At 69.4% G+C, this 25,815-nt stretch carries 28 protein-coding genes; 16 read left to right on the forward strand and 12 right to left on the reverse strand.

Features of this window, described 5'->3' with window-relative positions; all coding sequences use genetic code 11:
• Positions 1-7 precede the first annotated feature (7 nt).
• Positions 8-898, forward strand: coding sequence for an SDR family oxidoreductase (locus WA670_RS02805; protein WP_134727671.1), 891 nt, complete (start codon positions 8-10; stop codon positions 896-898).
• Between the two features lie 8 nt (positions 899-906).
• The gene (locus WA670_RS02810; protein ID WP_134727672.1) at positions 907-1,380 is read left to right on the forward strand and encodes a pyridoxamine 5'-phosphate oxidase family protein; all 474 of its coding nucleotides are present in this window, start codon (positions 907-909) and stop codon (positions 1,378-1,380) included.
• Here the strand turns inward: WA670_RS02810 and WA670_RS02815 are convergent.
• Positions 1,377-2,420: a zinc-binding dehydrogenase gene (locus WA670_RS02815; RefSeq protein WP_134727673.1), complete on the reverse strand. Its 1,044-nt coding sequence runs from the start codon at positions 2,418-2,420 to the stop codon at positions 1,377-1,379. The two genes, WA670_RS02810 and WA670_RS02815, sit on opposite strands and share 4 nt — an antisense overlap.
• A gap of 69 nt (positions 2,421-2,489) precedes the next feature.
• Here WA670_RS02815 and WA670_RS02820 point away from each other — a divergent pair, with 69 nt between their 5' ends.
• The 4 genes from WA670_RS02820 (at position 2,490) to WA670_RS02835 (ending at position 6,654) form a co-directional block, all read left to right on the forward strand.
• Positions 2,490-3,257, forward strand: coding sequence for a helix-turn-helix transcriptional regulator (locus WA670_RS02820; RefSeq protein ID WP_336156856.1), 768 nt, complete (start codon positions 2,490-2,492; stop codon positions 3,255-3,257).
• Between the two features lie 75 nt (positions 3,258-3,332).
• Positions 3,333-4,802: a flavin-containing monooxygenase gene (locus tag WA670_RS02825; protein WP_134727675.1), complete on the forward strand. Its 1,470-nt coding sequence runs from the start codon at positions 3,333-3,335 to the stop codon at positions 4,800-4,802.
• On the forward strand, positions 4,799-5,659 hold the full coding sequence (locus WA670_RS02830) for a metal-dependent hydrolase (protein WP_134727676.1): 861 nt from the start codon (positions 4,799-4,801) through the stop codon (positions 5,657-5,659). Before WA670_RS02825 ends, WA670_RS02830 begins: the two co-directional genes overlap by 4 nt.
• Positions 5,656-6,654, forward strand: coding sequence for a PDR/VanB family oxidoreductase (locus WA670_RS02835; protein WP_134727677.1), 999 nt, complete (start codon positions 5,656-5,658; stop codon positions 6,652-6,654). The genes WA670_RS02830 and WA670_RS02835 overlap by 4 nt, the downstream gene beginning before the upstream one ends.
• On the opposite strand, the gene WA670_RS02840 is transcribed toward WA670_RS02835, so the two are convergent.
• The gene (locus WA670_RS02840; RefSeq protein ID WP_037808820.1) at positions 6,651-6,935 is read right to left on the reverse strand and encodes a YciI family protein; all 285 of its coding nucleotides are present in this window, start codon (positions 6,933-6,935) and stop codon (positions 6,651-6,653) included. The two genes, WA670_RS02835 and WA670_RS02840, sit on opposite strands and share 4 nt — an antisense overlap.
• A 197-nt stretch (positions 6,936-7,132) precedes the next feature.
• Here WA670_RS02840 and WA670_RS02845 point away from each other — a divergent pair, with 197 nt between their 5' ends.
• The 4 genes from WA670_RS02845 (at position 7,133) to WA670_RS02860 (ending at position 10,387) form a co-directional block, all read left to right on the forward strand.
• Positions 7,133-7,708 (forward strand): SigE family RNA polymerase sigma factor, encoded by a 576-nt coding sequence (locus tag WA670_RS02845; protein WP_051172562.1) that lies wholly within the window; start codon positions 7,133-7,135, stop codon positions 7,706-7,708.
• Between the two features lie 52 nt (positions 7,709-7,760).
• A complete protein-coding gene (nagA, locus tag WA670_RS02850) occupies positions 7,761-8,951 on the forward strand; it encodes an N-acetylglucosamine-6-phosphate deacetylase (RefSeq protein WP_043834785.1) in 1,191 nt (396 codons plus the stop codon).
• A gap of 32 nt (positions 8,952-8,983) precedes the next feature.
• Complete coding sequence (locus WA670_RS02855) at positions 8,984-9,541, forward strand: hypothetical protein (RefSeq protein ID WP_134727678.1); 558 nt, start codon at positions 8,984-8,986, stop codon at positions 9,539-9,541.
• Positions 9,542-9,682: 141 nt separating this feature from the next.
• Complete coding sequence (locus WA670_RS02860; protein ID WP_037808826.1) at positions 9,683-10,387, forward strand: DedA family protein; 705 nt, start codon at positions 9,683-9,685, stop codon at positions 10,385-10,387.
• 63 nt (positions 10,388-10,450) lie between these two features.
• Here the strand turns inward: WA670_RS02860 and WA670_RS02865 are convergent, their stop codons facing one another.
• From WA670_RS02865 to WA670_RS02875, 3 genes are all read right to left on the reverse strand, one after another.
• Positions 10,451-11,845, reverse strand: a complete 1,395-nt coding sequence (locus WA670_RS02865) for an FAD-binding oxidoreductase (protein WP_134727679.1) — start codon at positions 11,843-11,845, stop codon at positions 10,451-10,453.
• A 50-nt stretch (positions 11,846-11,895) separates the two neighbouring features.
• Complete coding sequence (locus WA670_RS02870) at positions 11,896-12,477, reverse strand: class I SAM-dependent methyltransferase (RefSeq protein WP_134727680.1); 582 nt, start codon at positions 12,475-12,477, stop codon at positions 11,896-11,898.
• A gap of 74 nt (positions 12,478-12,551) precedes the next feature.
• Complete coding sequence (locus WA670_RS02875) at positions 12,552-13,433, reverse strand: SDR family oxidoreductase (RefSeq protein WP_336156857.1); 882 nt, start codon at positions 13,431-13,433, stop codon at positions 12,552-12,554.
• 88 nt (positions 13,434-13,521) lie between these two features.
• Between WA670_RS02875 and WA670_RS02880 the strand changes: the two genes are divergently transcribed.
• Positions 13,522-14,097, forward strand: coding sequence for a TetR/AcrR family transcriptional regulator (locus WA670_RS02880; RefSeq protein WP_336156858.1), 576 nt, complete (start codon positions 13,522-13,524; stop codon positions 14,095-14,097).
• Positions 14,098-14,735: 638 nt separating this feature from the next.
• Here WA670_RS02880 and WA670_RS02885 read toward each other — a convergent pair.
• Entirely contained in the window at positions 14,736-16,250 is a 1,515-nt protein-coding gene (locus WA670_RS02885) for an MFS transporter (RefSeq protein ID WP_336156859.1), read from the reverse strand.
• Between the two features lie 89 nt (positions 16,251-16,339).
• On the opposite strand from WA670_RS02885, the gene WA670_RS02890 reads away from it, so the two are divergent.
• Positions 16,340-16,900, forward strand: coding sequence for a TetR/AcrR family transcriptional regulator (locus tag WA670_RS02890; RefSeq protein ID WP_134727683.1), 561 nt, complete (start codon positions 16,340-16,342; stop codon positions 16,898-16,900).
• An 86-nt stretch (positions 16,901-16,986) separates the two neighbouring features.
• Here the strand turns inward: WA670_RS02890 and WA670_RS02895 are convergent, their stop codons facing one another.
• Positions 16,987-17,412, reverse strand: a complete 426-nt coding sequence (locus WA670_RS02895) for a PPOX class F420-dependent oxidoreductase (protein WP_134727684.1) — start codon at positions 17,410-17,412, stop codon at positions 16,987-16,989.
• A gap of 251 nt (positions 17,413-17,663) precedes the next feature.
• Here WA670_RS02895 and WA670_RS02900 point away from each other — a divergent pair, with 251 nt between their 5' ends.
• From WA670_RS02900 to WA670_RS02915, 4 genes are all read left to right on the forward strand, one after another.
• Complete coding sequence (locus WA670_RS02900; RefSeq protein WP_037808841.1) at positions 17,664-18,191, forward strand: MarR family winged helix-turn-helix transcriptional regulator; 528 nt, start codon at positions 17,664-17,666, stop codon at positions 18,189-18,191.
• Positions 18,188-20,815 (forward strand): MFS transporter, encoded by a 2,628-nt coding sequence (locus WA670_RS02905; protein WP_336156860.1) that lies wholly within the window; start codon positions 18,188-18,190, stop codon positions 20,813-20,815. The genes WA670_RS02900 and WA670_RS02905 overlap by 4 nt, the downstream gene beginning before the upstream one ends.
• Positions 20,812-21,636, forward strand: a complete 825-nt coding sequence (locus WA670_RS02910) for a YceI family protein (RefSeq protein WP_037808843.1) — start codon at positions 20,812-20,814, stop codon at positions 21,634-21,636. The genes WA670_RS02905 and WA670_RS02910 overlap by 4 nt, the downstream gene beginning before the upstream one ends.
• Before the next feature lie 165 nt (positions 21,637-21,801).
• Positions 21,802-22,479 (forward strand): DedA family protein, encoded by a 678-nt coding sequence (locus WA670_RS02915; RefSeq protein ID WP_037808846.1) that lies wholly within the window; start codon positions 21,802-21,804, stop codon positions 22,477-22,479.
• A gap of 4 nt (positions 22,480-22,483) precedes the next feature.
• Here WA670_RS02915 and WA670_RS02920 read toward each other — a convergent pair whose 3' ends face one another.
• From WA670_RS02920 to WA670_RS02940, 5 genes are all read right to left on the reverse strand, one after another.
• On the reverse strand, positions 22,484-22,894 hold the full coding sequence (locus WA670_RS02920; protein ID WP_043834805.1) for a VOC family protein: 411 nt from the start codon (positions 22,892-22,894) through the stop codon (positions 22,484-22,486).
• Between the two features lie 132 nt (positions 22,895-23,026).
• Positions 23,027-23,770 carry an SDR family oxidoreductase gene (locus WA670_RS02925; RefSeq protein WP_336156861.1) on the reverse strand — a complete coding sequence of 248 codons (744 nt, stop codon included), beginning with the start codon at positions 23,768-23,770 and terminating at the stop codon, positions 23,027-23,029.
• Between the two features lie 12 nt (positions 23,771-23,782).
• On the reverse strand, positions 23,783-24,301 hold the full coding sequence (locus WA670_RS02930; protein ID WP_336156862.1) for a hypothetical protein: 519 nt from the start codon (positions 24,299-24,301) through the stop codon (positions 23,783-23,785).
• 8 nt (positions 24,302-24,309) lie between these two features.
• Positions 24,310-24,945, reverse strand: coding sequence for a nucleoside/nucleotide kinase family protein (locus WA670_RS02935; RefSeq protein ID WP_009084950.1), 636 nt, complete (start codon positions 24,943-24,945; stop codon positions 24,310-24,312).
• Positions 24,942-25,808: a PfkB family carbohydrate kinase gene (locus WA670_RS02940; protein ID WP_134727762.1), complete on the reverse strand. Its 867-nt coding sequence runs from the start codon at positions 25,806-25,808 to the stop codon at positions 24,942-24,944. Before WA670_RS02940 ends, WA670_RS02935 begins: the two co-directional genes overlap by 4 nt.
• Positions 25,809-25,815 lie beyond the last annotated feature (7 nt).

Below are 25,815 nucleotides of genomic sequence, written 5' to 3' on the forward strand. Positions count from 1 at the left end.
GGGCACCGTGGCTCAGAAGCAGGTCGACGGCAAGGTCGTGCTCATCACCGGAGCCGCTCGCGGGATCGGAGCCGGCCTGGCCGAGCGGCTCGCCGCGCGCGGAGCCAAGGTCGCGCTCGTCGGGCTCGAGGCCGACGAACAGGAAGCGGTCGCCAAGCGGATCGGACCGAACGCGAAGTCCTGGGAAGCCGACGTGACCAGCTGGGACGACCTCGAGCGCGTCACCGAGGGCGTGGTCGAGCACTTCGGCGGCATCGACATCGTCATCGCCAACGCGGGCATCGCGACCGCCGGATTCGTGCGCTCGGTGGACCGCACCGCGTTCGAGCGGGTGATCGAGGTCGACCTGCTCGGCGTGTGGCGCACGTTCCGCGTCACGATGCCGCACGTGATCGAACGCCGCGGCTACCTGCTCGGTATCTCCTCGCTCGCCGCGATCACGCACGCGCCGGGCATGGCGAACTACGCCGCCGCGAAGGCGGGCGTCGAGGCGTTCTGCAACAGCCTCCGCGCGGAGGTCGCGCACCTCGGCGTGAAGGTCGGCGTCGCGCACCCCACCTGGATCCGCACCAACCTGGTCGAAAGCGCCGACGCGCACCCGGTGTTCGGCAAGCTGCGCGCCGGGATGCCGGGCCTGCTCGGCAAGACGTACCCGCTGGACGTCGCGCTCGACGACCTGGAGGCCGGGATTCTGCGCCGCGCGCGGACGATCCACGTGCCACGCTGGGTCGGCGGCCTGAAGCTGCTGCGCTCGTTCCTGCCGCCGATCGTCGAACTCGGCGCGCGGACGCGGGTGCCTGCGGCGGACCGGGCCGCGCTGAAGGACGTCGAGGAGCGCGGCGCGTTCGAAGCGTCGGTCACCGGCCACGGCGGACGCGCGGCCACCAAGCGCAGCTGAGGAGCGTCATGTCCCGTCGCGACCAGATCCGGATGAAGCCGGACGAGGTGCAGGCCTACCTGGCCGAGCAGAAGGTCATCAACGTGGCCTCGGTCGGCCCGAACGGCAGGCCGCACCTCACCGCCCTCTGGTACTACCCGCAGGAGGGCGGGGTCGCGACGTGGACTTACGGCACCTCGCAGAAGGCGAAGAACCTGCGCCGGCTGCCCGAGGCGACCGTGCTGATCGAAAGCGGCGATTCGTACGACCAGCTGCGCGGGCTTTCGTTCGAGGCGGACGTCGAGTTCGTCGAGGACACCGAGCAGGTCACGGCGATGGGGATCGCGCTGATGATGCGCTACTCCGGGGCCGAACCGGGCGCGCCGGTGCCCGACGAGCTGCGGACCTTCATCGAACGGCAGGCGCCCAAGCGGGTCGGGCTGATCCTGCGTCCGACGAAGATCGCGAGCTGGGACCACTCGAAACTCGGCGGCGTCTACTAGGGCACGAGCGCGACGAAGCTCAGCCCGGAAGTGCCTTCCGCCAGATCGAGAGCGGATTCCGGATCGTCGAGGCCCACCTTCAGGAGTTCCACGGCGGAGAGGTCCAGCGCGCCTGAGCGGACGAGGCTCCACACCGTCCGCACCGTCTCGTCGTCGCTCATCCAAGAGCCGCGCAGGGTGAGCCTGCGGTGCATGAATTCGCCGTACGGAATGGTCAACTCCTGGCGTACGCCGCCGACGAGCACCAGGGTGCCGCGTACCCGAAGGCAGTCGTAGGCGGCCATCGTCGCGTCCGCCGTCGGGGTGGCACCGAGAGCGTCGAGGGCTACGTCCACCGGGCCGATCGCCGCTGCGTCCGTCGCCCGATCGCCGGTCAGCTGGTGGGTGCGCACGCGCGGGTCGAGTTCAGCCAAGCGGTCGAGCGCCACTTTGTTGCGCCCCACCGCCGTCACCGTCGCCGCGCCTTCCGCCAGCGCCAGCAGCACTGCCGCGCCGCCCATCTGACCGGTCGCACCGATCACCGCGACGTCGCGTCCGGCCAGCGGACCCGCGGTGTGCAGGCCAGCGGCGGCAACGCAAAGCCACGGCAGAAACGCCAGCCGCGCCGGGTCCGGGTAATTCTCGGCACCGGGCAGCTTGATCATCGTTTCCTTGGCGCACAAAGCTTTCTCCGCGAAGGTGCCGTCATGCCACACCTCGTGCATGCGGTCCGCGCGCTCGTTGCGGCCGGCAGCGCCGAGGCCGACCCAGCCGACCAGGATCTCGTCGCCGTCGCCCGCGTTGAGCAGCGCTGTGTCCAGCACGATGTCGCCCGGCTCGACGTGGAAGACGTCCGGCGCGACGTCGGTCACGCGTCCGATGCACGAGGGGCCGAGGACCAGCGGGACCGGCAGGCCGCCGCGCCCGCCCGTCACCACCGCCTTCGTGTAGGCCGGGACGTGCGCGGCGAGCACCTCCACGACGACGCCACCGCCCTGGAGAGCGGGTTCCGGCAGTTCAGAGAGACGCAGGCCTTGTGCGTCGACATTCCAAGCTCGCATAGGACCCAGCCTCGCGCGCCGTTAAGCTGGTATCCAGAATCGCGTTATTCTGGTACTGGAGGTTCTAGGGTGAGCGTCGAACTGGGCACCTTCCTGCGCAGCCGCCGCGAGCGGATCGCCCCGGCCGACGCGGGCCTGCCGGTCACCGGCCGCCGCCGCACGCCCGGATTGCGCCGCGAAGAACTGGCTCTGCTGGCCGGAATCAGCGCCACCTGGCTCACCTATCTCGAACAGGGCCGCGACGTCCGTCCTTCCGACCAGGTGCTCGACGCCCTAGCCCGGGCACTGCGGCTGACCAGCGCCGAGCAGGAACACCTTCGCCGGCTCGCCGATGGCGGAGCCACTGCCGAGGACGCGCCCGAGGAAGCCGCGCCCGAGGTCGCGGGCGTCCCGGCGATGCTGGGCGACAACCCCGCGTACGTCACCGGCATCTGCTACGACCTGCTCGCGTACAACGACGCCGCCGCGGAGCTGTTCCGGAACATCGAGCCGGGCGCGAACGTCGTCCGCTGGATGTTCACCGAGCCCGCCGCGCGGGAGGTCCTGGTCGGCTGGGAGCAGGAGGCGCGCAACATCCTGGCCCGGCTGCGCGCGATCGCCGGACGGCATCCCGACCACCCGCGCGTGACCCGGCTGGTGGCCGAGTTGACCGAGGCGAGCCCCGAGGTGCGCGAGTGGTGGCCGCATTACGAAATCCAGTTCAGCCACGCAGGTCAGAAGCGCTTTCGGCATCCAAGGCTCGGCGTGGTGACGGCGACGCACGCCGCGTTCCACGTGGCCGAGCGTCCGGAGCAGACGTTGGTGGTCTATCGGCTGCCGAGTGGTACTGACGAGTAGGAAGTACTTTGAAGTAACTGTTACCTGAGGTAACATCAACGCTGCCAGACCCCCAGCGCAGCGGAGGCCGACAAGATGACCGAGCGGTTCAAGGTCGTGATCGTGGGCACCGGGTTTTCCGGGCTCGGCCAGGCGATCCAGCTCGAAAAAGCGGGCATCCGGGACTACGTGATCCTGGAGAAAGCCGACGAGGTCGGCGGCACCTGGCGGGACAACTCGTACCCGGGCTGCGCGTGCGACGTGCAGTCGCACATGTACTCGTTCTCCTACGCGCAGAACCCGGACTGGAGCCGGTCGTTCTCGCCGCAGCCGGAGATCTTCGACTACCTCAAGGGCGTCGCCGACAAGTACCGGTTGCGCGACAAGATCCGGTTCGGCACCGAGATCACCGGCGCGCACTGGGACGAGGGCGAACGCCGCTGGACAGTGGAAACCAAGGGCGGCGCCGAGTTTTCCGCGCAGTTCCTCGTCGCCGGCGTCGGCGGACTGCACATCCCGCAGATCCCGAAACTGCCGGGCATCGCCAAGTTCAAGGGCCAGACCTGGCATTCGGCGCAGTGGAACCACGAGTTCGACCTGGCGGGCAAGCGGGTCGCGGTGATCGGCACCGGCGCGAGCGCGGTGCAGTTCGTGCCGAAGATCGCGCCCGAGGTCGGCGAATTGACGCTGTTCCAGCGCACGCCGCCGTGGATCATGCCGAAGCCGGACCACGCAATGCCGGGCTGGGCACGGCAGTTGTTCAAGCGCGTTCCGGGCACGCAGCGGCTGTACCGCAACGCGTTGTACTGGATGCTCGAATCCCGCGCGATCGGGTTCAACGGGCACCCGAAACTCATGCAGGCCGCCGAAATCCTCGCGCGCAGGCACATCGCGAAGGGCATCAAAAACCCCGCGCTGCGCCGGAAAGTCACGCCCGACTACACGATGGGCTGCAAACGCGTCCTGCTGTCGAATGACTACTTCCCCGCGCTGGACCGACCGAATGTCGATGTCGTCACCGACGGTGTCGCCGAGGTCCGTGCGCACAGCATCGTCGACACCGCCGGGGTCGAGCACGAGGTCGACGCGATCATCTACGGCACCGGTTTCAAGGTGACCGACGCGCTGGAGTACCTCGACATCACCGGCGTCGGCGGCCGCGATCTGGCGAAAACCTGGGCCACCGAAGGGATCCAGACGCACAAGGGGATCACCGTGTCCGGGTTCCCCAACCTGTTCTTCCTGCTCGGCCCGAACACCGCGCTCGGCCACAACTCCGTGGTGTTCATGATCGAATCGCAGTCCCGCTACGTGGTCGACGCGATCCGGCTGGCCGATTCCCGCGGCGCGGCGGCGCTCGACGTGCGGCCGTCGGTGCAGGACGAATTCCAGGAACAGATCCAGGACAAGCTCGTCAAGGGCGTGTGGACCCAGGGCGGCTGCAAGAGCTGGTACCTCGACGCGAAGGGCGTCAACCGGACCATCTGGCCCGGCTTCACCTGGCGGTACTGGCTGGAGACGCGGCGCGTCGAGCCGAGCGATTACGAGCTGAGCGGCCGGTCATGAGTGCCGACCACGAACAGATCGTGCTCCACGCGCGCGACGTGGAGTTCGACTGGTCGAAGCTGCCGATGCACTGGATTCCCGGGCAGCCGCAGGCCACGCACAGCATCAACGTGCTGCACCTGGCGCTGCCCGAGGGCGAACGCTGGTTCGTCGAGGTGTTCAAGCAGGCCGTCCCGCTGATCCGCGACGAGCGGCTCAAGGAGGACGTGCTCGGGTTCATCGGCCAGGAGGCGATGCACGCCGTCGCGCACGACGGCGCGGCCGAACACCTGGAGTCCGCCGGGGTTTCCGTGCGGCCCTACATCGCGCAGATGGAGTGGATGTTCCGGCGGCTGCTCGGCGACCGGCCGGGGTCGAGCCGGGAGTGGCTGATCGAACGGCTCGCGCTGGTCGCGGCGATCGAGCACTACACGGCGTTTCTCGGCCAGTGGATCCTCGACGCGAAGGAACTCGACGCGGCAGGCGCGGACGCGACGATGCTGGATCTCCTTCGCTGGCACGGCGCGGAGGAGGTCGAGCACCGGTCGGTGGCTTACGACCTGTTCTGCCACCTCGACGGCCGCTACGGTCGCCGAGTGCGTTCGATGCTCGTGGTGACGCCGGTGCTGGCGTGGATTTTCCTGCGCGGCACCCGGTTCCTGATGAAGAACGACCCGACGCGTCCCGGCCGCACCAGCTGGCGGGCCTACCGGCGCGCCGCCCGGCAAGGCTTCTTGCCCGGACCGCGCGAACTGCTGCACGAGATCCGGCCGTACTTCCGGAAGTCCTATCACCCCACCGAAACCGGCAACACCGACCAGGCGGTGGCGTACCTGGCGAGTTCGCCCGCGGCCAAGGCCGCCGACGCTCCGCGATGACCGCACCGCAGTTCCCGCCCCGACTCGACGGCAGCGGCAGGCGCGACCGGCTGATGTCCACTTTGGTCGCGGTCGGCGCGGCTTATCGAAAGCTGGCCGAGGTTTCCGGGCGACGGCGCCCGCCGGTGCGGGAGGTCGACCGTCGGCTGCCGTTGGTCGTCGACGCCGTGCGCGCCGAAGCCGACGGCGTGGTGAGTCTTCGGCTCGTACGACCGGACTCGACACCGTTGCCCGCGTGGCGTCCCGGCGCGCATATCGATTTCATCCTGCCTTCCGGAACAGTGCGGCAGTATTCCCTGTGCGGTTCGCCTTCGGACCTGTCGCACTACCGGATTGCCGTGCGGCACATCGGTTCCGCGTCCGCCGAGGTGCACGCGCTCACCGCCGGAACCCGCGTCACCGCGCGCGGGCCGCGCAATGCTTTTCCGTTCGTCGCCGCACCCGCGTATCACTTCGTGGCGGGCGGAATCGGGATCACGCCGATCCTGCCGATGGTGCGCCGTGCGCAGGAGATCGGCGCGGATTGGCGGCTGGTTTACACCGGCCGTTCTCGTGAATCGATGCCGTTCCTCGACGAGCTTCCCGCCGAGCGAGTGCGGGTCCGGCCGGACACGGAGTTCGGCATCCCGGCGTCCGGCGCGGAACTGCTGGAGGAAATGCCCGAGGGCGCGTCGGTGTACTGCTGCGGCCCGGTGCCGATGATCACCGGCGTCCGCGTCGACCTGGCCCGCACGGGCGCGACCGCGGTCTACTTCGAACGGTTCTCGCCGCCGCCGATCGTGGACGGCGAACCGTTCCGCGTGGTGCTGCGCCGCAGCGGCCGCACCCTCGACGTGCCTGCCGACCGCTCCACGCTCGACGTGGTGCGCGAGGTGCTGCCAGACGTGCCGTACTCGTGTCGCCAGGGCTTCTGCGGCACCTGCGAGGTGGCGGCCGAAGACGGCGGGCGCGTGCGGATCTGCGTCGACCGCGGGCCCGCCGTCCTGGAGCTTTAGTTCTGCGGCGGAACCCAGTCGCCGAGCAGCGGCTTGAACTCGCGGACGCTGCGCTCGGCCACGACGCCTTCGAGCGCGTACGGGTCGTTGTCGATCAGCTCTGCCAGCGCCGCCTCGTCCTCGGCCTGCCAGAGCACCAGCCCGCCGGAGTTGTCGGCGAGCGGACCGGCCACCGCGACGCGGCCTGCCTCGACGTGCTCTTTCAGGTAGTCCCGGTGCCGCGGCCGGACGTCGGCCAGCTTCTCCTGGACATAGCGGATTTCGACGAGGTACCAGGCCATGCGCTTACTCCTGGGGTGAGCACGACAGTGACGCCGCAGACGCTACCGGTGACAGCCGGGCGGACGCACCATGCGAGCGGTGGCAGCGGGAGGCCAACCCGATAGGCTAGGCGCGGGCGGAACCTGTGTGCACGCTGTGCCTATCGCGCACGCGTTGGGGCCTGCGGAGCGGACACGTCGAGGACAGGCGGGGATACATGCTGGAGGGGAACGCGGAACGCAGCGTCGAGGCGACCCTCGGCCACCTGCGGACCATGGACGGGCCGGTCCCGGCGCAGCCGCCGACCGCCCCGTTGAACCTGGAAGACCTCTACCGGCAGCACCGGATGCGGCTGGTCCGGCTGGCCATCCTGCTGGTCGACGAGCCGGCCACGGCCGAAGACGTCGTGCAGGAGGCGTTCACCGGCCTGCACCGCAACTGGGGCAGGCTGCGCGACGCCGCCGCGGCCGTCGGCTACCTGCGCACCGCGGTGGTCAACGGATCGCGCAGTGTGCTGCGCCGGCGCAAGACCGCCCGCGAGTACGTGCCCCCGCACGCGGTGAACGCCCGGTCCGCGGAAAGCCTCGCGATGCTCTCCAGCGAGCACCAGGCCGTGGTCAACGCCCTGTCGAAGCTTCCGCCGCGCCAGCGCGAGGTGCTCGTGCTGCGCTACTACGGCGGGCTGAGCGAAGCGGAGATTTCGGAAGCCGCGGGCATTTCGAAGGGCACCGTGAAGTCAACCGCCAGCCGGGCGCTGGAAGCGTTGCAGAAGGCAATGCAGCCGCCTCAGTGACCTGGGCGGACCAATCTCGCGCTGGTCGACCCTCCTTGGTCCAGACCAATATATGCTGGACCGCGTGAAGCACCCCGGAGACTTCGTCATCACGGGCGGCCGCGTCGTGGCCCCGGACCGCGTACTCGACGACGGCTGGCTCGCCGTGTCCGGCGGACAGATCGCCGCGGTAGGCACCGGAACGCCCCCGAGCAGCCCGGACGCCGCCACGGTCGACGTCGCCGGGGCGCTGGTCGTGCCCGGTTTCGTGGACACCCACTGCCACGGCGGCGGCGGCGCGTCGTTCTCGACGCTCGACCCGGACGAGATCCGCACCGCGGTCCGCGCGCACCGGCGGCACGGCACCACCACCATGCTCGCGAGCCTGGTCTCCGACCCGATCGACCTGCTCACCGAACAGATCGCCGCGCTGCGCGAACTCGTGCAGGAGGGCGACCTCGCGGGCATCCACCTGGAGGGCCCGTTCATCTCGCGCGCGCGCTGCGGTGCCCACGATCCGGACACTCTGCGTGAACCGGACACCGGGACCGTCGAGAAGCTGCTGCGCGCCGGGCACGGCGCCATCCGGATGGTCACGCTCGCGCCCGAGCTGCACGGCGGCGTCAAGGCGGTCCGGCAGCTCGCCGAATCCGGCGTGATCGCCGCGATCGGCCACACCGACGGGGTCGCCGACCAGCTGGTTCCGGCCATCGACGCCGGCGCGACGGTCGCCACCCACCTGTTCAACGGCATGCGCCCGCTGCACCACCGCGAGCCGGGTCCGGTCGGCGTGCTGCTCGACGACGAGCGCGTGACGGTCGAGCTGATCTGCGACCTGGTCCACCTGCACCCGACGGTCGTGCGGCTGGCCGCGCAGCACGCGGGCCGCGGCCGGACGGTGCTGATCACCGACGCCATGTCGGCCACCGACGCCGCCGACGGCCGCTACACGCTGGGCAGGCTGGAGGTCGACGTCCACGACGGCGTCGCCACCCTGGACAACGGTTCGCTCGCCGGAAGCACGCTGACCATGGACAACGCCTTCCGCAACCTGGTGAAGGGTGCGAAACTCGACGTACTGGACGCCGTCCGGGCGACGTCGGCGCGACCGGCCGAACTGCTCGGCATCGCCGACCGCACCGGCGCACTGCGCCCCGGCCTCGCCGCGGACGCCGTGATCCTGGACGACGACCTGCGCCCGTCCCGGGTACTGCACCGGGGCGAATGGGTGGCCGAGGCGGGCCGGGCTACCTTGAGTACGTGACGAGCTAGCACTTCGACAGGCGGACGGAGCGGATGAGCGAGCCGAAAGACCCGGAACGGTTACTGGCCGACGCGCTGCGTGCACAAGCCGTCTTCGCTCCGCACGTCCTGCCGAATCCAGCGGAAGACCAGGCTGCTTCGGAAGCTTCGGGCACCGGCTCGGTCCAGCCCGGCGCGTCCGGCACGGGCTCGTTCAGCGCGGCAGGCGGTCCCGGCATCTCCGGCCCCGGTACCGCCGGAACCGGTTCGTTCGGTGCCGCTCCGGCATCCGGCACCGGTTCGTTCGGCGCCTCGGCCCAGACCGGCGCGCCGTCGCAGACCGGCCCGACCACCGAACTGCCGCCCAACTACGGCCTGCTGTCCGGCGCGGGCGCCGACTCGCTCGCCCGCGAACGCGCCGCCCTCGACGCGGCCGACACCTCGCCCGGCACCACCGGCTCGATCCCGCCGGTCGGGTCCGCCGACGCGACTGTCCGGCGCCCCGCCCAGGCAGCGCAGAACGGCCCGCTGCCCGCGCACTGGGTCCTGCTGCTGGCGGTGCTGCTCGGTCTCGCCGCCGGGTCCGTCATCGGCCTGCTGACGCTGATCTGAGCCCTGCCGCGCCCTCGGTTGCCCGGACGGCCACTGCCGCGGGGCACTCCCGGGCCGAGTTCTTAACCCCGATCCCACACCGATGACCTGCGATTCCTTGCCCGATGAGGCCACCCTGAGTCACCCTGTACCGTTTTCGGTGTGATTCTCGCCCAGAACACAGTGACCACCATGTCCCTGCTGCCGTCGTGGCTGGACCCGCAGCATCTGCTGAACGGGCTGACGGCCCCCGTGATCGCCGTGCTGTGCTTGATCATCTTCATCGAGAGCAGCATCTTCCCGGTCCTTCCCGGCGACTCGCTGCTCTTCACCGCGGGCCTGTTCATCGCGAACGGCACGCTGAAGGCTCCGCTGTGGCTGGTGTGCGTGCTGGTCACGGTCGCCGCGCTGCTGGGCAACGTCGTCGGGTACTACCTCGGCTACTTCGTCGGGCCGAAGCTGTTCAGCAGGCCGGACTCGAAGTTCTTCAAGCAGGAGTACGTCGACAAGACGCACACGTTCCTGGAAAAACACGGTCCGAAGGCCGTCGTGCTGGCCCGGTTCGTGCCGTTCGTGCGGACGTTCATCACCTGGATCGCCGGCATCGGCCGGATGGACCCGAAGCGCTACTTCACGTACACGGTCATCGGCGGCATCCTGTGGGCCGCAGGCATCACCGTGCTGGGGTCGCTGCTGGGCAACATCGGCTTCATCCGGGACAACGTCGACGCGATCTTCGTCCTCATCGTGCTGGTGTCGGTGGTGCCGATCGCCATCGAGTACCTGAAGAGCCGCCGCGAGAAGAAGGCCCGCCCGGCCGACGGTTCGGCCGACGTCACGCAGCAGATCCCGCGCGTGCGCGACTGATTCCTGGTTCTACGACGAAGCGGCGTCCGGACTTTCCCGGACGCCGCTTCGCTGTTTCGGGGTTCAGTCGGTCATCGAGAACATCGAGCCCGGGTTGAAGAGGTTCTCCGGGTCGAGGGCCTGTTTGATCTGCCGGTGCACGCGGATCCCGACCGGGCCGATTTCGCGGGCGAGCCATTCGCGCTTGATCTTGCCGACGCCGTGTTCGCCGGTCACCGTGCCGCCGAGCGACAGGCCGACTTCGAGGATCTCGTCGAACGCCTGCTGGGCGCGCGCGAACTCGTCCGCGGAATCGGGCGCGTACACGATGGTCGGGTGCATGTTCCCGTCCCCGGCGTGGCCGACGACGGCGATCTTGAGCCCGACCTTCTCGCTGATCCGTTCGCAGCCGCGGATCAGCTCGGCGATCCGGGTGCGGGGCACGCTGACGTCGTCGGTGAGCCAGACGCCGTAGGTCTCCAGCGCGGTCAGCACGACGCGGCGGGCCTGCAGCAGCATCTTGCCCTCTTCGAGGTCGTCCGTGGCGTAGACCAGGTCCGCGCCGCAGTCGGTGCAGATCTGCTCGAGTAGCGCCAGTTCGCGGCGAGCCGCCTCGCCGCCCGCGTCGGACTGGCCGAGCAGCAGGGCCTGACAGTCCGAGCCCGCGCCGAGGTCGGTGTTGAGGTAGGTCTCGGACGCCTTGATCGACGCCGCGTCCATGATCTCCAGCAGCGACGGCACCAGCCCCTCGCGCACCGCCCGCGCGACCGCTTCGCCGGCCGCCTCGGTGGTGTTGAACCCGGCGACAAAAGTGGCCGGGGCCTGCGGAAGCGGCCGCAGCGAAACGGTCGCCTGGGTGATGACGCCGAGCGTGCCTTCGCTGCCGATGAACAGCTTGGTGAGGTCGTAGCCCGCGACGCCCTTGACCGTGCGGCGGCCGGTTTTCAGCAGCGATCCGTCCGCGAGCACCACCTCGAGGCCGAGCACCGAATCGGTGGTCACGCCGTATTTCACGCAGCAGAGGCCGCCGGCGTTGGTGGAGAGGTTGCCGCCGATGGTGCACCAGTCGTAGCTGGACGGGTCGGGCGGATAGAACAGGCCGTGCTTCTCGACGGCGGACCGGAAGTCGAGGTTGACGACGCCCGGCTGCACGACGGCGAGCCGGTTGCCCGCGTCGACCTCGACGATCTCGTTCAGTTTCATCAGCGAAAGCACGACACAGCCGTCGATCGCGTTGGCCGCGCCGGAAAGCCCGCTGCCCGCCCCGCGCGGCACGATGGGGACTCTCGCTTCGGCACAGGCACGGACCGTCGCCTGCACTCCCGCGGTATCCGCCGGAAGCACTACCGCCAACGGTTTTCCCGAGGGAGCGAGCGGCATCATGTCGCGCGCGTAGGCGTCGGTGACGTCAGCGTCGGTGAGCACCGCGGCCGGGCCGAGGTCGTCCCGAAGCCGCTGGAGGAGGGCGTCGTTGCTCATCTCCGCATGGTAAACCGGGATCTCCGCAGTGCGGAATATTAATTCCAGTATTAGCTGGTCCGCTGCGCGCGCAGCACGGTGTCACGGGTGTGCGCGGTGCCCGGCGGAGCGGGCTTCACCCGCGGCCGGCTCTCGTCGACGAGGACGGTCCACTCGTCCCCGAGAGCCCGCGCGATGTCGTCCGGCTGGCGGTACCCGGCGTGCTCCGGCGACAGGTCGCGCGGATCGTGACTGGCGAAGAGAAAAGTCCCGCCGGGCGCGACGGCGTCGAGCAGCTTCCGCAGCACCCCGTCGTCCTGGCGAAGCGGGAAATACTGGACGCTGACCAGGTCGAACGCCCTCGCCGGAACCGGACTCGCGGCCAGATCCGAACACACCCAAGCGATCCCGGCGTTAGCCGCGGCCGCCCGTTGCAACGCGGTGCGCGAGATGTCGAGCGCCGTCACCTGCCATCCGCGCGCGGCCAGCCACCGCGCATCAGCCCCCTCGCCGCACCCGACATCCAACGCCTGCCCCGGCGGCAACCCCTCGACCTCGGTGACGAGCACCCCGTTGGGCTCGCCGCTGAACACCTGCTCACGGCTGCGGTAGAGGTCTTCCCAGAACTGCGCGGTCTCCCCGGACGGAACCATTTTCGTTGCCACCTCCGCCGTTCACGATTCCGCTGACCGCGCTGAACGACAAGGTTCTTTGCCGGAACCGCAAATCAGCTCCGGATGTTCTCCAGGTCCGCCAGCAGACTGGGATGCGTCGGAACCCAGCCAAGTGCTTGCTGCGTGTGCGTGCTGGACGCTGGCTGATCGATCGCGAACAGCGGACCGAGCGTGCCGTAAGTTTCCTCCGGCACCGATTCGACCGGAAGCCCCAGCCGCCGTCCGATCACTTCCGCGATGCCAGCGACCGCAACCCCTTCGTCGGCGACCGCGTGCCAGGCCGTTCCCGGTTCAGCCTTCTCCAACGCGAGCCGGAAAAGAACCGCCGCGTCGAGCGCGTGCACCGCCGGCCACCGCTGCGTGCCGTCGCCCGGATAACCGGAGACTCCCGTTTGCCGGGCGATGGTGGTCAACAGACCGGCGAACCCGCCCTTCCCGTCGTTGTGCACGGTGCGCGGCAGCCGGATCGCGGACGTCCGGACCCCACGATCCGCGAACCCCAGCACCTCGGTGACCGTGCGCCCCCTCCCGCCGACGGGCCCGTCAGTCGACAGCGGATCGGACTCGGTCGACGCGCGCCCCGGCACATACGGCGTCCCGGAAACCGTGACCAACGGCCGATCGCTTCCGACGAGCACCTCAGCCTGTGCCTTGAGCGCCCCCGTTTCCTCGGCCACCGCGTGCGCGAGGGCTTCGGCGCTGTTGAACGCATTGGCGAAGGCGAGGTGAATCACCCCGTCCGCTTTGGCCGCAGCCTCGCGGATTACGTCCAGATCAGCCAGCGCACCCCGCACCGGCTCAGCACCTGCCTTCTCGGCCGCCGCAGCAGAGTCGTCGGACCGAGCGAGCGCGACGACGGAATGCCCGCTGCTCAGCAGCTCGGCAACGACCGCGGAGCCGACCAACCCGGTCGCTCCGGTGACGAACACGCGCATGGATTTCTCCCTCAGAGTGATGGGACTCTTGTCCCGTCAGACGCTACCAGAGTGACGGGACAATGGTCTCGTCACATAGGATAGCTTCATGGCCCGATGGGAACCCGGAGCACGCGAACGGCTGGTCGTAGCGGCCGTCGACCTGTTCGCCGAACAGGGCTACGACGCCACGACGGTCGCGCAGATCGCTGAGCGCGCCGGCGTCACGAAGAGCACGTTCTTCCGGCATTTCCCGGACAAGCGGGAGTTGCTGGTGGCCGGGCAGGAAACGCTGAGCAAGCTGCTCGCGGAGGGAATCGCCGACGCCCCCGCCGACGCCAGCCCCCTGGAAGCAGTAGCGGAAGGGCTGCGCCGCGCCGCGACGGCTATGGGCCCGATGAACCGGGAACTCGCCCCTCGGTTGAAGGCCGCGGTCGCGGCCAGCACGGAACTCCAGGAACGGGACGCACTGAAGAGCGTCGGCCTAGCCGCGGCGATGACTGCCGCTCTGACCGCCCGAGGCCTACCCGAGGCGACTGCCGCGCTGGCTAGCGAGTTGGGGGTGTTGGCTTTTAAGCGGGGGTATTTCGCGTGGTCGGAGAGCGATCGCGGGGATGCTGATCCGGCGGAGTTTTTGGTGGCGGCGTTGGAGGAACTTCGGGCGGCGAGCGCTTCGCTGGGGTGACGGCACGCTTCCGGCGGCTCTTGCCTGGGAGCCCGGACGCCGAATCGGTGGAGTTTCGGGGGCAGCGCTGGAAGAAGCTTCGACGAGTGCTTCGCTGGGCTACACGGACGGTGCCTGCCCACTCCCGCGCGCATTAGCGCCGGACGGGTCCGCGCCGGAGAGGCGACGTCGAACGCGGCCATCCCGAGGACTCGGAGAGCGACCGCAGGGACGGACGCCGACCCAGCGGAGCATCCGGAAAAACCTTGCACAGCAAGCACTTCACTAGCCCGAACGGACGGCTTCCGCACGCCTTGGCACAGAACGGGTCCGCGCCGGACAAACGACTGCCGCCCTCACCAACGGGAACGCCGAACGCGGCCATCCCGAGGACTCGGAAAGCGACCGCGGAGACGAACGCCGACCCAGCGGAGTATCTGCAAGAGCCCTGCACGGCAAGCGCTTCACCGAGCTGAACCGGCGGGATCCGAGTAGTGCCAGGCGTCCGCCCGCTCCGGAGGCCCTAGCGCCTCTTCGGCCGGGGCGGTGCCCTGTTGGGGGACAGCCGTCCGGCCTGAAGTATTTCCCTTATCCGGCAACCGAAACTGCGCTGCCCGTCAGGCAGGCGGGTTGGGTTCGCCTGCCCAACGGGCACCGAATCATGCGCACATCGCGGGCTCCTCCCGCTTGGCGTCCTGCGGGCGGTTTCGCCGACGGCCCAACAGGAAGTACGCCTGCAGTGCCGTGTACACGAGGATCGCGGCACCCACCCACGCACTCGTGTGCAGTGCCGTCACGAAGGACTCGCGGGCGGTGGTCAGCAGCTCCGCTCCCTCGGTGGCGGGCAGGGAGTGTGCGGTGGCTACCGCGCCGCCGAGGGTGTCGTGGGCTGCTGCGGGGGCGGTGGCGGGCAGGCCGGACTGGTAGACCGCCGTGGCGAGGCTGCCCAGCAGGGCGGTGCCGAGGGCGCCGCCCAGTTCGTAGCCTGTTTCCGAGATCGCCGACGCGGCACCGGCGCGGTTGACCGGGGCGGCGGAGATCACGAGGTCGTTCGTCAGAGTTTCCGACAGGGCCACCCCGCCGCCGACCAGGACGAATGCCACTACGACCGCGGCCAGTCCGGCGTCGGCTCCGATGGTGGTCAGGACCAGGAAGCCGGCCGCGCCGAGGAGCAGGCCCAGGCTGACCAGGACCGGCACCCGGACTCGGCGGGCGAGCCAGGCGGCTGCCAGGGCGCCGACGACGCCGGCGACCGTGGCGGGCAGCATCCACAGTGCCGCGGTCAGTGGCTTCAGGCCGAGCACCAGCTGCAGGTACTGCGGCAGCAGGAACAGCAGCCCGACCAGGGCGAACACGCCCAGCAGGTTCGTGATCACCGATCCGGCGAACTTGCGGTTGGCGAACAGGCCGAGGTCCAGCATCGGCTGGTCAAGCTGTCGCTGCCGGCGCACGAACGCCGCGCCCAGCGCGAGTCCGAGCACCATCGCGGCACCGGCCGACCAGCTGACCCCTTCCGTCGCGGCGATCTTCACGCCGTAGACGACCGGCAGCATCGTGCCGAGCGACAGCAGCGCCGACCACGGGTCGAAGCGGCCCGGGTTCGGATCGCGGAACTCCGGCAGCAGCAACGGGCCCGCGACGAGCAGCAGCACCATCACCGGCACGTTGATCAGGAAGACCGAACCCCACCAGAAGTGCTCGAGCAGCCAGCCGCCGACGACCGGGCCGACCGCCATCCCGCCGGAGAACGCCGCGCTCCAGATCGCGACCGCGGTGCGCCGCGTGCGGTCCTCGGTGAAGATGCTGCGGATCAGCGACAGCGTGGACGGCATCAGCGTCGCGCCGCCGACGCCCAGCAGCGCCCGCGCGACGATCAGCATCAGCGGCGACGTGGCGAACGCCGCCAGCACCGAGGCCGCACCGAACGCCGCACCGCCGATGAGCAGCAGCCGCCGCCTGCCGATCCGGTCGCCCAGCGTGCCCATGAAAACCAGCAGTCCGGCCAGGACGAACGAGTAGACGTCGACGATCCACAGCTGCTCCGCACCCGTGGGCGCGAGATCCTCGCTGAGATAGGGCAGGGCGAACCCCAGGACTGTCGTGTCCACGCTGATCAACAGGACCGGCAGCACCAGAACCGCCAAAGCCCACCACTGGCCTCCGCGCCGCACCATGGCGCACTCTTCCTTCCTTGTACCGTCCAGACGGTACAGTTTCGTTCCTGAGGTAGAAGGTAAACCGTCTGGACGGTATAGTCAAGGTGATGGCTAAACCTTCAGCACGAGAACGCATCCTCGGTTCGTACGAGGTCATCCTCGCCGACCGCGGCCCGGCCGAGATCACGCTCGACGCCGTCGCGGCGCACGCCGGGGTGTCCAAGGGCGGGCTGCTCTACCACTTCGGTTCGAAGGACGCCCTGCGCGACGGCCTGCTCGAACGCCTCGAGCGGCTCACCGACGAGGACCTCGAACGCGCACGGAGCGCCCCGGAAGGCGTGGTGCGGCACTACCTGCGCTCGTCGATCACCGACGTCACGCGCGACCTGGCGCTGCACCGCACGACGATGGCCGCGCTCCGCCTGGTCCTCAACGACCCGATCGCGGCGGAGGTGTCGCGGCGCTGCACCGAGCGCACCCGCGAGCTGATGCTGGAGCACGTCGAGGACCCGGTGACGGCGGAGCTGGTGATGCTGGTCGGCGAGGGCCTCTACATGCGCGCGGCGCTGGGCGAAGAGGTGACCGACAGCCTGCTGGAGCAGATCGAGGACATCGCGGACCGGATCGAGGCCGGGGCGCCGGTCCAGGCGGGACGGCGGAAGGGCTGAGCCGCGGGGATCGCCAGGCACCCGACGCCCCCTGACTTCAAGTCCGCGAGGAGAACTCCCTCAGGCGTCACTCACGGACGACCACCTCAGCGAGCCAGCCCGTAAACCCGCTCGATCTCCACCGTCAGCACCAGCCGCCGGTCCGCCACCATCGCCGCTCGGTACTCATCCCAGTCCGGATGCTCGCCCGCCACCTTGCGGTACAGCGCGATCAACGCCTCCACCGCCTCGTCGTCCGGAGCCGACGCGACCGCGGACAGCACCGCCCGCCCCTCCGCCACCGCGTATGACCAGCCGTTCGACGACGCCACGTGGTAGCTCACCCGCGGATCCCGGCGCATGTTCTTCGTCTTCGCGCGCGTGTCCGTGATCGACACCTGCAACTGGCGGGCGTCGCGGTCGAAGTAATGCGACACCGTCGACAGCTGCGGACGGCCGTCTCGTTTCAGGGTCGCCAGGACGCCTTGCTTGCCCGCTGCGATGAGGTCGTAGAGCGCTGTGTCGTCAGTCATACCTCTATGAAACTCCGGCGAGAAGGATCTGTTCCCGCCCGAAACCCCTAGTGACCAGCGGCGTCCGCATACCGGGAGAAACCGGACGATACCCCTCCGGTTGAAATCTGCTTGCATGCGGCAACTAAAGTGTCTTGTGACACAACCATGGGCCGGCCGCTTGCGAAATACGCCGTACGGGCACACTCTTGCTTAAGGCAACTAGTTGCAGTCGCCAACCAATGGTTTGCTCCACCCCAAGGAAGACCCACATGGCACCTCAGAACTCCGCCGTCAGGCCAGAGGCCGACCTCGACCTTGCCGACCAGCTCGGGCACGAGCTGGTCCGGTTCATGCGCTTGATCACCAAGGCGAAGTCCCAGGTCGCCAAACACGGGCCGGACGGGATCGAGAGGGCCGCGTACGCGATCCTCTTCTGCCTCGTCCACGAAGGCCCGCAACGCACCAGCAAGCTGGCCGAGTTCCTGCACTCCGAGATCTCCACGATCAGCAGGCAGTCCAGCTCGCTCGTGCAGCACGGACTCGTCGAACGGCAGGCCGACCCCGAGGACGGCCGCGCCTGCTTGCTCGCCCCGACCGCCGAAGGCCTTCGCGTCTTCGACGAAAACCGCAAGCACCGCGCCCGGTGGCTCGCCGACGTACTCGGCGACTGGAGCCAGGAGGAGCGCGAGACGCTCAACGAGCTTCTCGCGCGGCTCAACACAGGTATCGAAAAGAACAATCCGTCGCTGTCCGACACCGCGGCGACGGCACAGGCCAAGGGGGCCTCGAACGCATGACGTCCACTGTTGAAAAACAACCTCAGTCGCGAGGGGGAGCGCCCGCTGAAGACAGCGAGGGCGGTCCGCGGCTGACTCACCGCCAAATCGTCACGATCATCAGCGGCCTGATGTGCGGCATGTTCCTCGCCGCGCTCGACCAGACGATCGTGGGCACCTCGATCGTCCGGATCGCCAACGACCTGCACGGCTTCGACCTGCAGGCGTGGGCGACCACGGCGTACCTGATCACGTCGACGATCGCGACGCCGATCTACGGCAAGCTTTCCGACATCTACGGCCGCAAGCCGTTCTACCTCGCCGCGATCGCGATCTTCGTCGTCGGTTCGGCGGCGGCGTCGGCTTCGACGTCGATGTACGAACTGGCCGCGTTCCGCGCGGTGCAGGGTCTCGGCGCCGGCGGTCTGATGTCGCTGGCCATGACGATCATCGGCGACGTGGTCCCGCCGCGGGAACGCGCTCGCTACCAGGGCTACTTCCTCGCCGTGTTCGGCACTTCCACCGTGCTCGGCCCGGTGCTCGGCGGCTTCTTCGCCGGCTTCGACACCCTCGGCGGCCTGCACGGCTGGCGCTGGGTCTTCCTGATCAACGTGCCGATCGGCGTCGTCGCGCTGTTCGTCGTCGCGAAGGTGCTGAACGTCCCGCACAACCGCCACGACCACAAGATCGACTGGTGGGGCGCGCTGACCATGGTCATCGCCGTGGTGCCGTTCCTGATCGTCGCCGAACAGGGCCAGAAGTGGGGCTGGGGCGACCAGAAGTCGATCTGGATGTACATCATCGGCGGCGTCGGCATCGTGTTGTTCATCGTCGTCGAGAAGCTGATGAAGGACGCCGCGCTGATCCCGTTGCGGCTGTTCAAGAACTCGACCTTCACCGTGGCCATCATCGGCGGCGTGATCGTCGGCGTGGCGATGTTCGGCGCGATCACGATGATCCCGCAGTACCTGCAGGTCGTGCAGGGCTACACGCCGACCGAATCGGGTCTGCTGATGCTGCCGCTGATGGTCGGCATCATGTCCAGCTCGATCATCTCGGGCAAGATCACCTCGAAGACCGGGCGCTACAAGATCTTCCCGGTCGTCGGCACGATCCTGATCGCGGCGGGCGCGTTCTTCTTCGCCATGGTCAAGTACGACACCCCGATCTGGCACCCGCTGGTCGCCGCGCTGATCATCGGCCTCGGCCTCGGCCAGTGCATGCAGACGCTGATCATCGCGGTGCAGAACGCGGGCCCGCGCAAGGACATGGGCGTGTCGACCGCGTCGGCGACGTTCTTCCGGCAGATCGGCGGTACCGCGGGGGTCGCGGTGTTCCTGACGATTCTGTTCAACGTGCTGCCGGGCAACATCACCAAGGCGTTCGGCGGCCACCTGCCTCCGGGCGGGGGCGCCAACCTCGGCGACCTGTCGAGCAACACGAGCGTCATCCAGACGCTGCCGGAAGCGGTGCGCACGCCCATCCTGATCGGCTTCACCGAGTCCATCACCACGGTGTTCTGGGTCGCCGGCGGCGTCGCGCTGCTGGCCACGCTGGTGCTGCTGTTCATGAAGGAGATCCCGCTGGCGGGCATGAACCCGGCGGCGGCCGCGGTCGAAGGCGGCGAAGCGCTGCTGGAAGACCTCGACGAACCGGTCCCGGCCCAGGAAGAAACCGCTGAGCTGAAGACGGCGGGTTCGCTGTTCGAGGAGGCCCCGAAGGAGCCGGTGCTCGTCGGAGCCGGCGGCAGGCACGCCCTGACCAACGGCCACGGCGACGCGCAGGCGGTGGCTGACGCCCGTCCGATGCCGATCACCAACTCGGTGGCCGACGCGGAATTCGGCACGGCCACCGGCTCGGGCGGTGTCCCGGTCACCGGCCACGTGCGCCGCCAGGACGGCAGCCACGTGAGCGCGGCCGCGCTGACCCTGATCGACCAGCAGGGCCGTCAGGTGGCGCGGGCGACCGGCAACGGCGACGGCAGCTACTCGATCCCGACCCAGGGTCCGGGAACGTACGTGCTGATCGTGTCCGCTCCCGGGCACCAGCCGCAGGCCTCCAGCGTGGTGGTCGGCGGGCACCCGGCGAACCTGGACGTCACGCTCACCGGTTCCGGCGAGCTGACCGGCGTGGTCCGTTCGATCGGCACCGCGACCCCGCTGGCGAACGCGACGGTCACGCTGACCGACTCGCGCGGCGAGGTCAACGGCGCGTTCATCACCGCCGAGGACGGCGTCTACACCTTCAGCGGCGTCGGCGCCGGGCAGTACACGCTGGTCGCGAGCGGCCCGCACTACCGCCCGGTCGCGGTCACGCTGACGGTGCCGGACAGCGGCGTGCTGCGCCACGACGTCGAACTCGCCGGCGCGGTGCTGCTCCAGGGCGTCGCGCGCACCGAGGGCGACCGGATCGTGCCGGACGCGCGGATCACCGTGCTCGACGCGAACGGCAACGTCGCGGCGGTGGCCCGCACCGACAGCGAGGGCCGCTACGTGGTCAGCGACCTGCCGATCGGGTCCTACACCGTCGTGGCGAGCGGATACCCGCCCGCCACCAGCCAGGTGACGCTGAACGACGGCGAGGCCCAGCACGACGTGCGGCTGAGCTACGACCAGGCGCTCGACGAGCTGGCCGACCGGTCATGAGCGGGGGCCTGCGCGCACAGCTGCGCTCGAACGGCGGATGGCCGGTCGAGAACGCGGTGCTCACGGTCACCGACTTGAACGGGCGACAGGTCGCGCGGCAGGTCACGGACGCGAAGGGGGCGGTGGTCACCGACCCGCTGCCCCCTGGCGTCTACACCGCCGTGATCACCGCGCCGGGGTACACGCCGCTGGCCCGTACCGTGCAGATCGGCTCCGACGGGGCCGGACTGCTCGGCGACATCGCGCTCGTGCCGGTTTCCGGCGCGGTCGAGCTGCCGCCGGAGGGTCCGTGGACGATCGACCCGATGCACTCGTCGGTGGTCGCCACCGCGCGGCACATGGGCATCGCGAGCATCAAGGTGCGGTTCCCGGACGTGGCGGGGCGGATCGAGGTCGCCCGGCCGGTCGAGCGCTCGAGCGTGCGCGCCGAGATCAAGGCGGGCAGCATCGAAAGCGGCATCAAGATGCGCGACGACCACCTGCGTTCAGCCGAATTCCTCGACGTCGACGCGTATCCGCTCATCACGTTCGAAAGCACCGGGCTTTCCCAGCTCGGCACGGACAACTGGGCGCTGCGCGGCGTGCTGACGCTGCACGGCGAACGCCGCGACGTCACGCTCGACCTGCGCTACACCGGGCACGGCCCGGACCCGTGGGGTGGCGTGCGTGCCGCGTTCCACGCCGAAACGCAATTGCACCGCAACGATTTCGCGATCAACTACAGCGCGATGGTGCGGGCGGGCGTGGCCGCGATCGGCACGACCGTCAAGGTGGAGCTGGACATCGAGGCGGTGCAGGGCGAGTCCCTGCCGCAGTTCTAGAGAAAACCGCGACAGGCCGCCCGGGAACTGTCCCGGGCGGCCTGTTCGTTGTCCTGGGCGAAAAGGGTGAACAGTCTGGTTACCCCAGGAATACCCAAAGTCACCGAATGCGGAGGATTCGATGGTTGCGTACTGCAGCCGGTCCCAGCCACGTAGGCTCTTCGCGTGAACCTCGACGCCGCCCAGCCCGCGCACGCCGCGGGAATCGGCCTGAGCTGGCTGGACACCGCCGGCCCGGTGCTCGTCTGGGTCATCGTGCTGTCGTTCGTGCTCATCGAATGCGCGCTCATCATCGGGCTGTTCCTGCCCGGCGATTCGCTGCTGTTCGGCGCGGGCGTGGTGCTCGCCCAGCACGGCTCGGACCTCAACGCGTGGCTGCTGTCCGCGGCCGCGTTGCTCACCGCCGTGGTCGGCAACCAGATCGGCTACTACATCGGCCGCGGCGCGGGCACGACGCTGATCGCCCGGCGCGGCGGGCGGATGCTCAACCGGCACAACCTCGAGCGCGCGCAAGCTTTCCTGGACCGCAAGGGTTTCTTCGCGATCGTCGCGGCACGGTGGATCCCGTGGATCCGCACATTGGCCCCGCTCATCGCGGGCGCCGCGCGGATGGATTCGCGGCGGTTCCTGCTCGCCACCACCGTCGGCGGCCTGCTGTGGGTGCCGACGCTGGTGCTGCTCGGCTACTACGGCGCGGGTCTGCTCGACGCCATCCCGTGGGTCAAGACCGCGGCGCTGTGGGTGAGCATCGCGTTCTTCGTGTTCGGCACCGCGTACGGCGTGCTGCGCTACCGCCAGGAAATGCGGCGTCCGGTCGACGAACCCGACGACGCGCACGCCTGAGTTTTCAGGCCGGGTCGGACCAGACTTCCAGCTGGATGCCGTCCGGATCGCGGAACACGATCACCGCGGAACCCGCGAAGGTCTGCGATTCCGTCGCGGGCAGGTAGGAAACGCCGTATTCGCGCAGGCGGTCCTCCCATTCGGCGACTTCGGCCCGGGACGACACCGAGAACGCGACGTGGTCCAGACCAGTGCGTCTTTCGTCGAACGCGGGCCGTTCGGTGTCCGGATGCTGGACCAGCACTACAGAGAACCCGTCTCCTGCCGAACGCAGAACTACTTTGCGCACCCCGGTTTCCGGGTCTTCGCGCCGATGGCTTTCCTCGAGGTCGAGCACCCGGACGTACCAGGGAACACTTCGGTCCACATCGGTCACGGTGAGCGCCAGATGGTGCACAGACGTGAGCTTGGGCATGACTTTCGCGGCCGTCCTTTCAACCCCTCGTTCCAGACTCGCACACCGGGACAACCGCTACGGGCGAGTTCACCGAGTTCCGGGGTCAATCGTGATCTGCCCGTCGCCGGGCGTCTCACTGTCCGAGATGGATCAGCGGCCGCCGCCGACCTCGAGCACCGCGCCGACGGTGAAGGACGCCTCCGGGGACAGCAGCCACAGCACGGCCGCGGCGATCTCTTCCGGCTGGCCGGCGCGCCCGAGCGGGATGACCGAACTGAGCCGTTCGACCCGGTCCGGCATTCCCGCGGCGGCGTGCAATCCGGTGTCGACCAGGCCGGGGGACACGACGTTGACCCGGATTCCCTCGTCGGCGACCTCTCGTGCCAGGCCGAGGCTGAGCGTGTTGACCGCCGCTTTGGACGCCGCGTAGTGCACCCATTCGCCCGCCGACCCGTTCCGCGACGCCGTGGACGAGACGTTCACGATCGCTCCGCCGGACCCGCCGTAGCGCGTCGACAGCCGTCGCACCGCCTCGCGGCAGCACAGGAAAACCCCGGTGACGTTGATGTCCAGCACCCGGCGGACGGTCTCGACGCTCTGCTCGTCCAGCCTGCCGGGCGTGTTGCCGGTGACGCCCGCGTTGTTCGCCAAGCCGACGAGCGGGCCCAGCTCGGCCGCCGCCGAAAAAAGGTCGCTGACCTGCTGTTCGTCGGACACATCAGCGCGGTGCGCAAGCGCTTGCGCACCGTGGGACCGCACCCGTTCGGCGACCTCCTCGGCCGGGGCCGGGTCGCCGGAGAAGTTCACCACGACGTCGTAACCGCGGGTCGCGGCCAGTTCGCAGATCGCCGCGCCGATGCCCCGGCTGCCGCCGGTGACGACCAAAACCCCCACGAGCACTCCTTGTCAGCCTGGCTTGAGCGGCTCCACGAACTGGGCGTCGAGCCACCGCATCTGCGCCATCCACATCCACCACGTCGCGTCGTCCGGACAGTGCTGCCCGTCGACCGCTTCGCCCCGCAGCCATGCTCCCAGCAGCGCGGTGATGGCCGTGCACACGTCGAGCAGCGCGCGTCCCCACCACCACTGGTGCATCGGAGTGTGCAGCTCGAGGACACCGCCGTGCTCCGGCAGCACTGACAACGCCCAGTCCAGCCGGGTCCGGACCTCGCTGAGCACCTCCGGTTCGAGCTGCGGTTCGCTGGTGGTCTCGCGCATCCGCTCGACCAGCAGCGCCAGCCTCGGATCCGGCCCCTGACCAGCGGGTTCGGACAGTCGGCGGTCGACCAGCGTCCGCAGCCCGTTCAGGTGCGTGCGCACGAGCGGGACATACGGCGGGTACAGCACGGCGATCCGGGCTTCGCCTGCCCGGTCCCAGGTGACCGCGCCGGCGTAGGGATCCGTCGTCGCCGGATCGTCGAACATCACCCTGCTCAGAGGGCGAAATTCGTCAGCGGCAGGTTCTCGAGCACCAGGTCGGCGCGGTCGCGGGTGTTCGCGATCAGGTCCGCGTTGCGCTGGTCGGAGCCGAGCGCGCGCTGCCGGGCCTCGACCAGCGAACGGCCGTAGCGCCGGTGCCGGGACACCAGCCGCTCGATCCGCTCCGGCTCGTCCGGCGCGAGGAACCACGCCTCGGTGAGGTACTGCCGCACGCCGCTCCACGGGTCGTCCGGAAGCAGCAGGTAGTTGCCCTCGGTGATGACCAGCTGCACCTCGGGCGCGACCGGGACGGCGCCGGCGATCGGCTCCTCGATCTCGCGGCGGAACTCCGGCGCGTACACCGTCTCGCGGCCCTCGGCGAGCCGGCGGATCAGGTGCACGTAGCCGGCCGCGTCGAAGGTGTCCGGCGCGCCCTTGCGGTCGGTGCGGCCGAGCCGCTGCAGTTCGACCTGGGCCAGGTGGAAGCCGTCCATCCCGACGACCGCGGCCCGCGAGCCGAGCGCGTTGGCGATCGCCCAGGCCAGCGTGGTTTTTCCGGAGGCGGGCGCGCCGATGATGCCGAGCACGTGCCGTTCCCGCGGTTTGGCCAGCTTCTCGGCCCGCGCCAGCAGATCCTCGAACGCCGTCATCGCACTCCCTCTTCTCTGCTCTTCGCCAGTTCCCCGACCGGCCCCGTCCACGAACGCGGACCGACATGCCGGACCCGTTCCGCTGCCACCGCGTTCGCGTATCCGATCCAGTCGGCGACCGCGCCTTCCCGCGTCGCGACCGCGTACGCGAGCGCACCGTGCCACACGTCTCCGGCCCCCAGGGTGTCCCGCGCTTCGACGAGCGGCACGGGGACCTGCCCAGAGTCTTCCGTAGTGCTCCAGGCGACCGGCTCCGGGCCCGCCGTCGTGATCGTCACTGACACTCCGCGTTCGGCCAAACTCGGTGCGGGAGCACGGAACCGCGCGGAACAGGCTGCCACGTGAACCAATGGCAGCAACTGGTCCAGTACCGGTTTCCAGCTGCCCGCGTCGAGGACGACCGGCACTTCGCGGGCGCGGGCTTCCTCGGCGACAGCAAGCGCTAGCTCGGGATGATGCCCATCAACGAGGACCGCGTCCACGCGCTCGAAAATCTGGGTGAGGTCAGGCAGTTCCAGTGGCTCGTCGGAGGCGGCGTTGCGGGAGACGACGGTGCGTTCGCCGTCGCCGTCCCGCACCACGACCGCGCTGACCGGCGGCGCCTGCGCACGTTCCGGAGCGAGGTCGACCAGATCGACGCCGCAGGCTTCGAGGTCAGCCCGGGCGAGCGCGGCCAGCGGGTGCGCACCGAGAGCCGTCACAAGAGTCGCTTCGGCCCCGAGCGCCGCGACGGTCACCGCGGCGTTCGTCGCCGGCCCACCGGCCGCGACATCCACCTGCAGCGACTGCACTTTCTCGCTCGGCTCCGGGAATTCCGCGACCCGCTGTACGACATCGACGGTGCACAACCCCGCCAGCAGCACTCGCACG

The sequence above is a fragment of the Amycolatopsis sp. VC5-11 genome (assembly GCF_037034185.1).
Lineage (GTDB): Bacteria > Actinomycetota > Actinomycetes > Mycobacteriales > Pseudonocardiaceae > Amycolatopsis > Amycolatopsis nivea.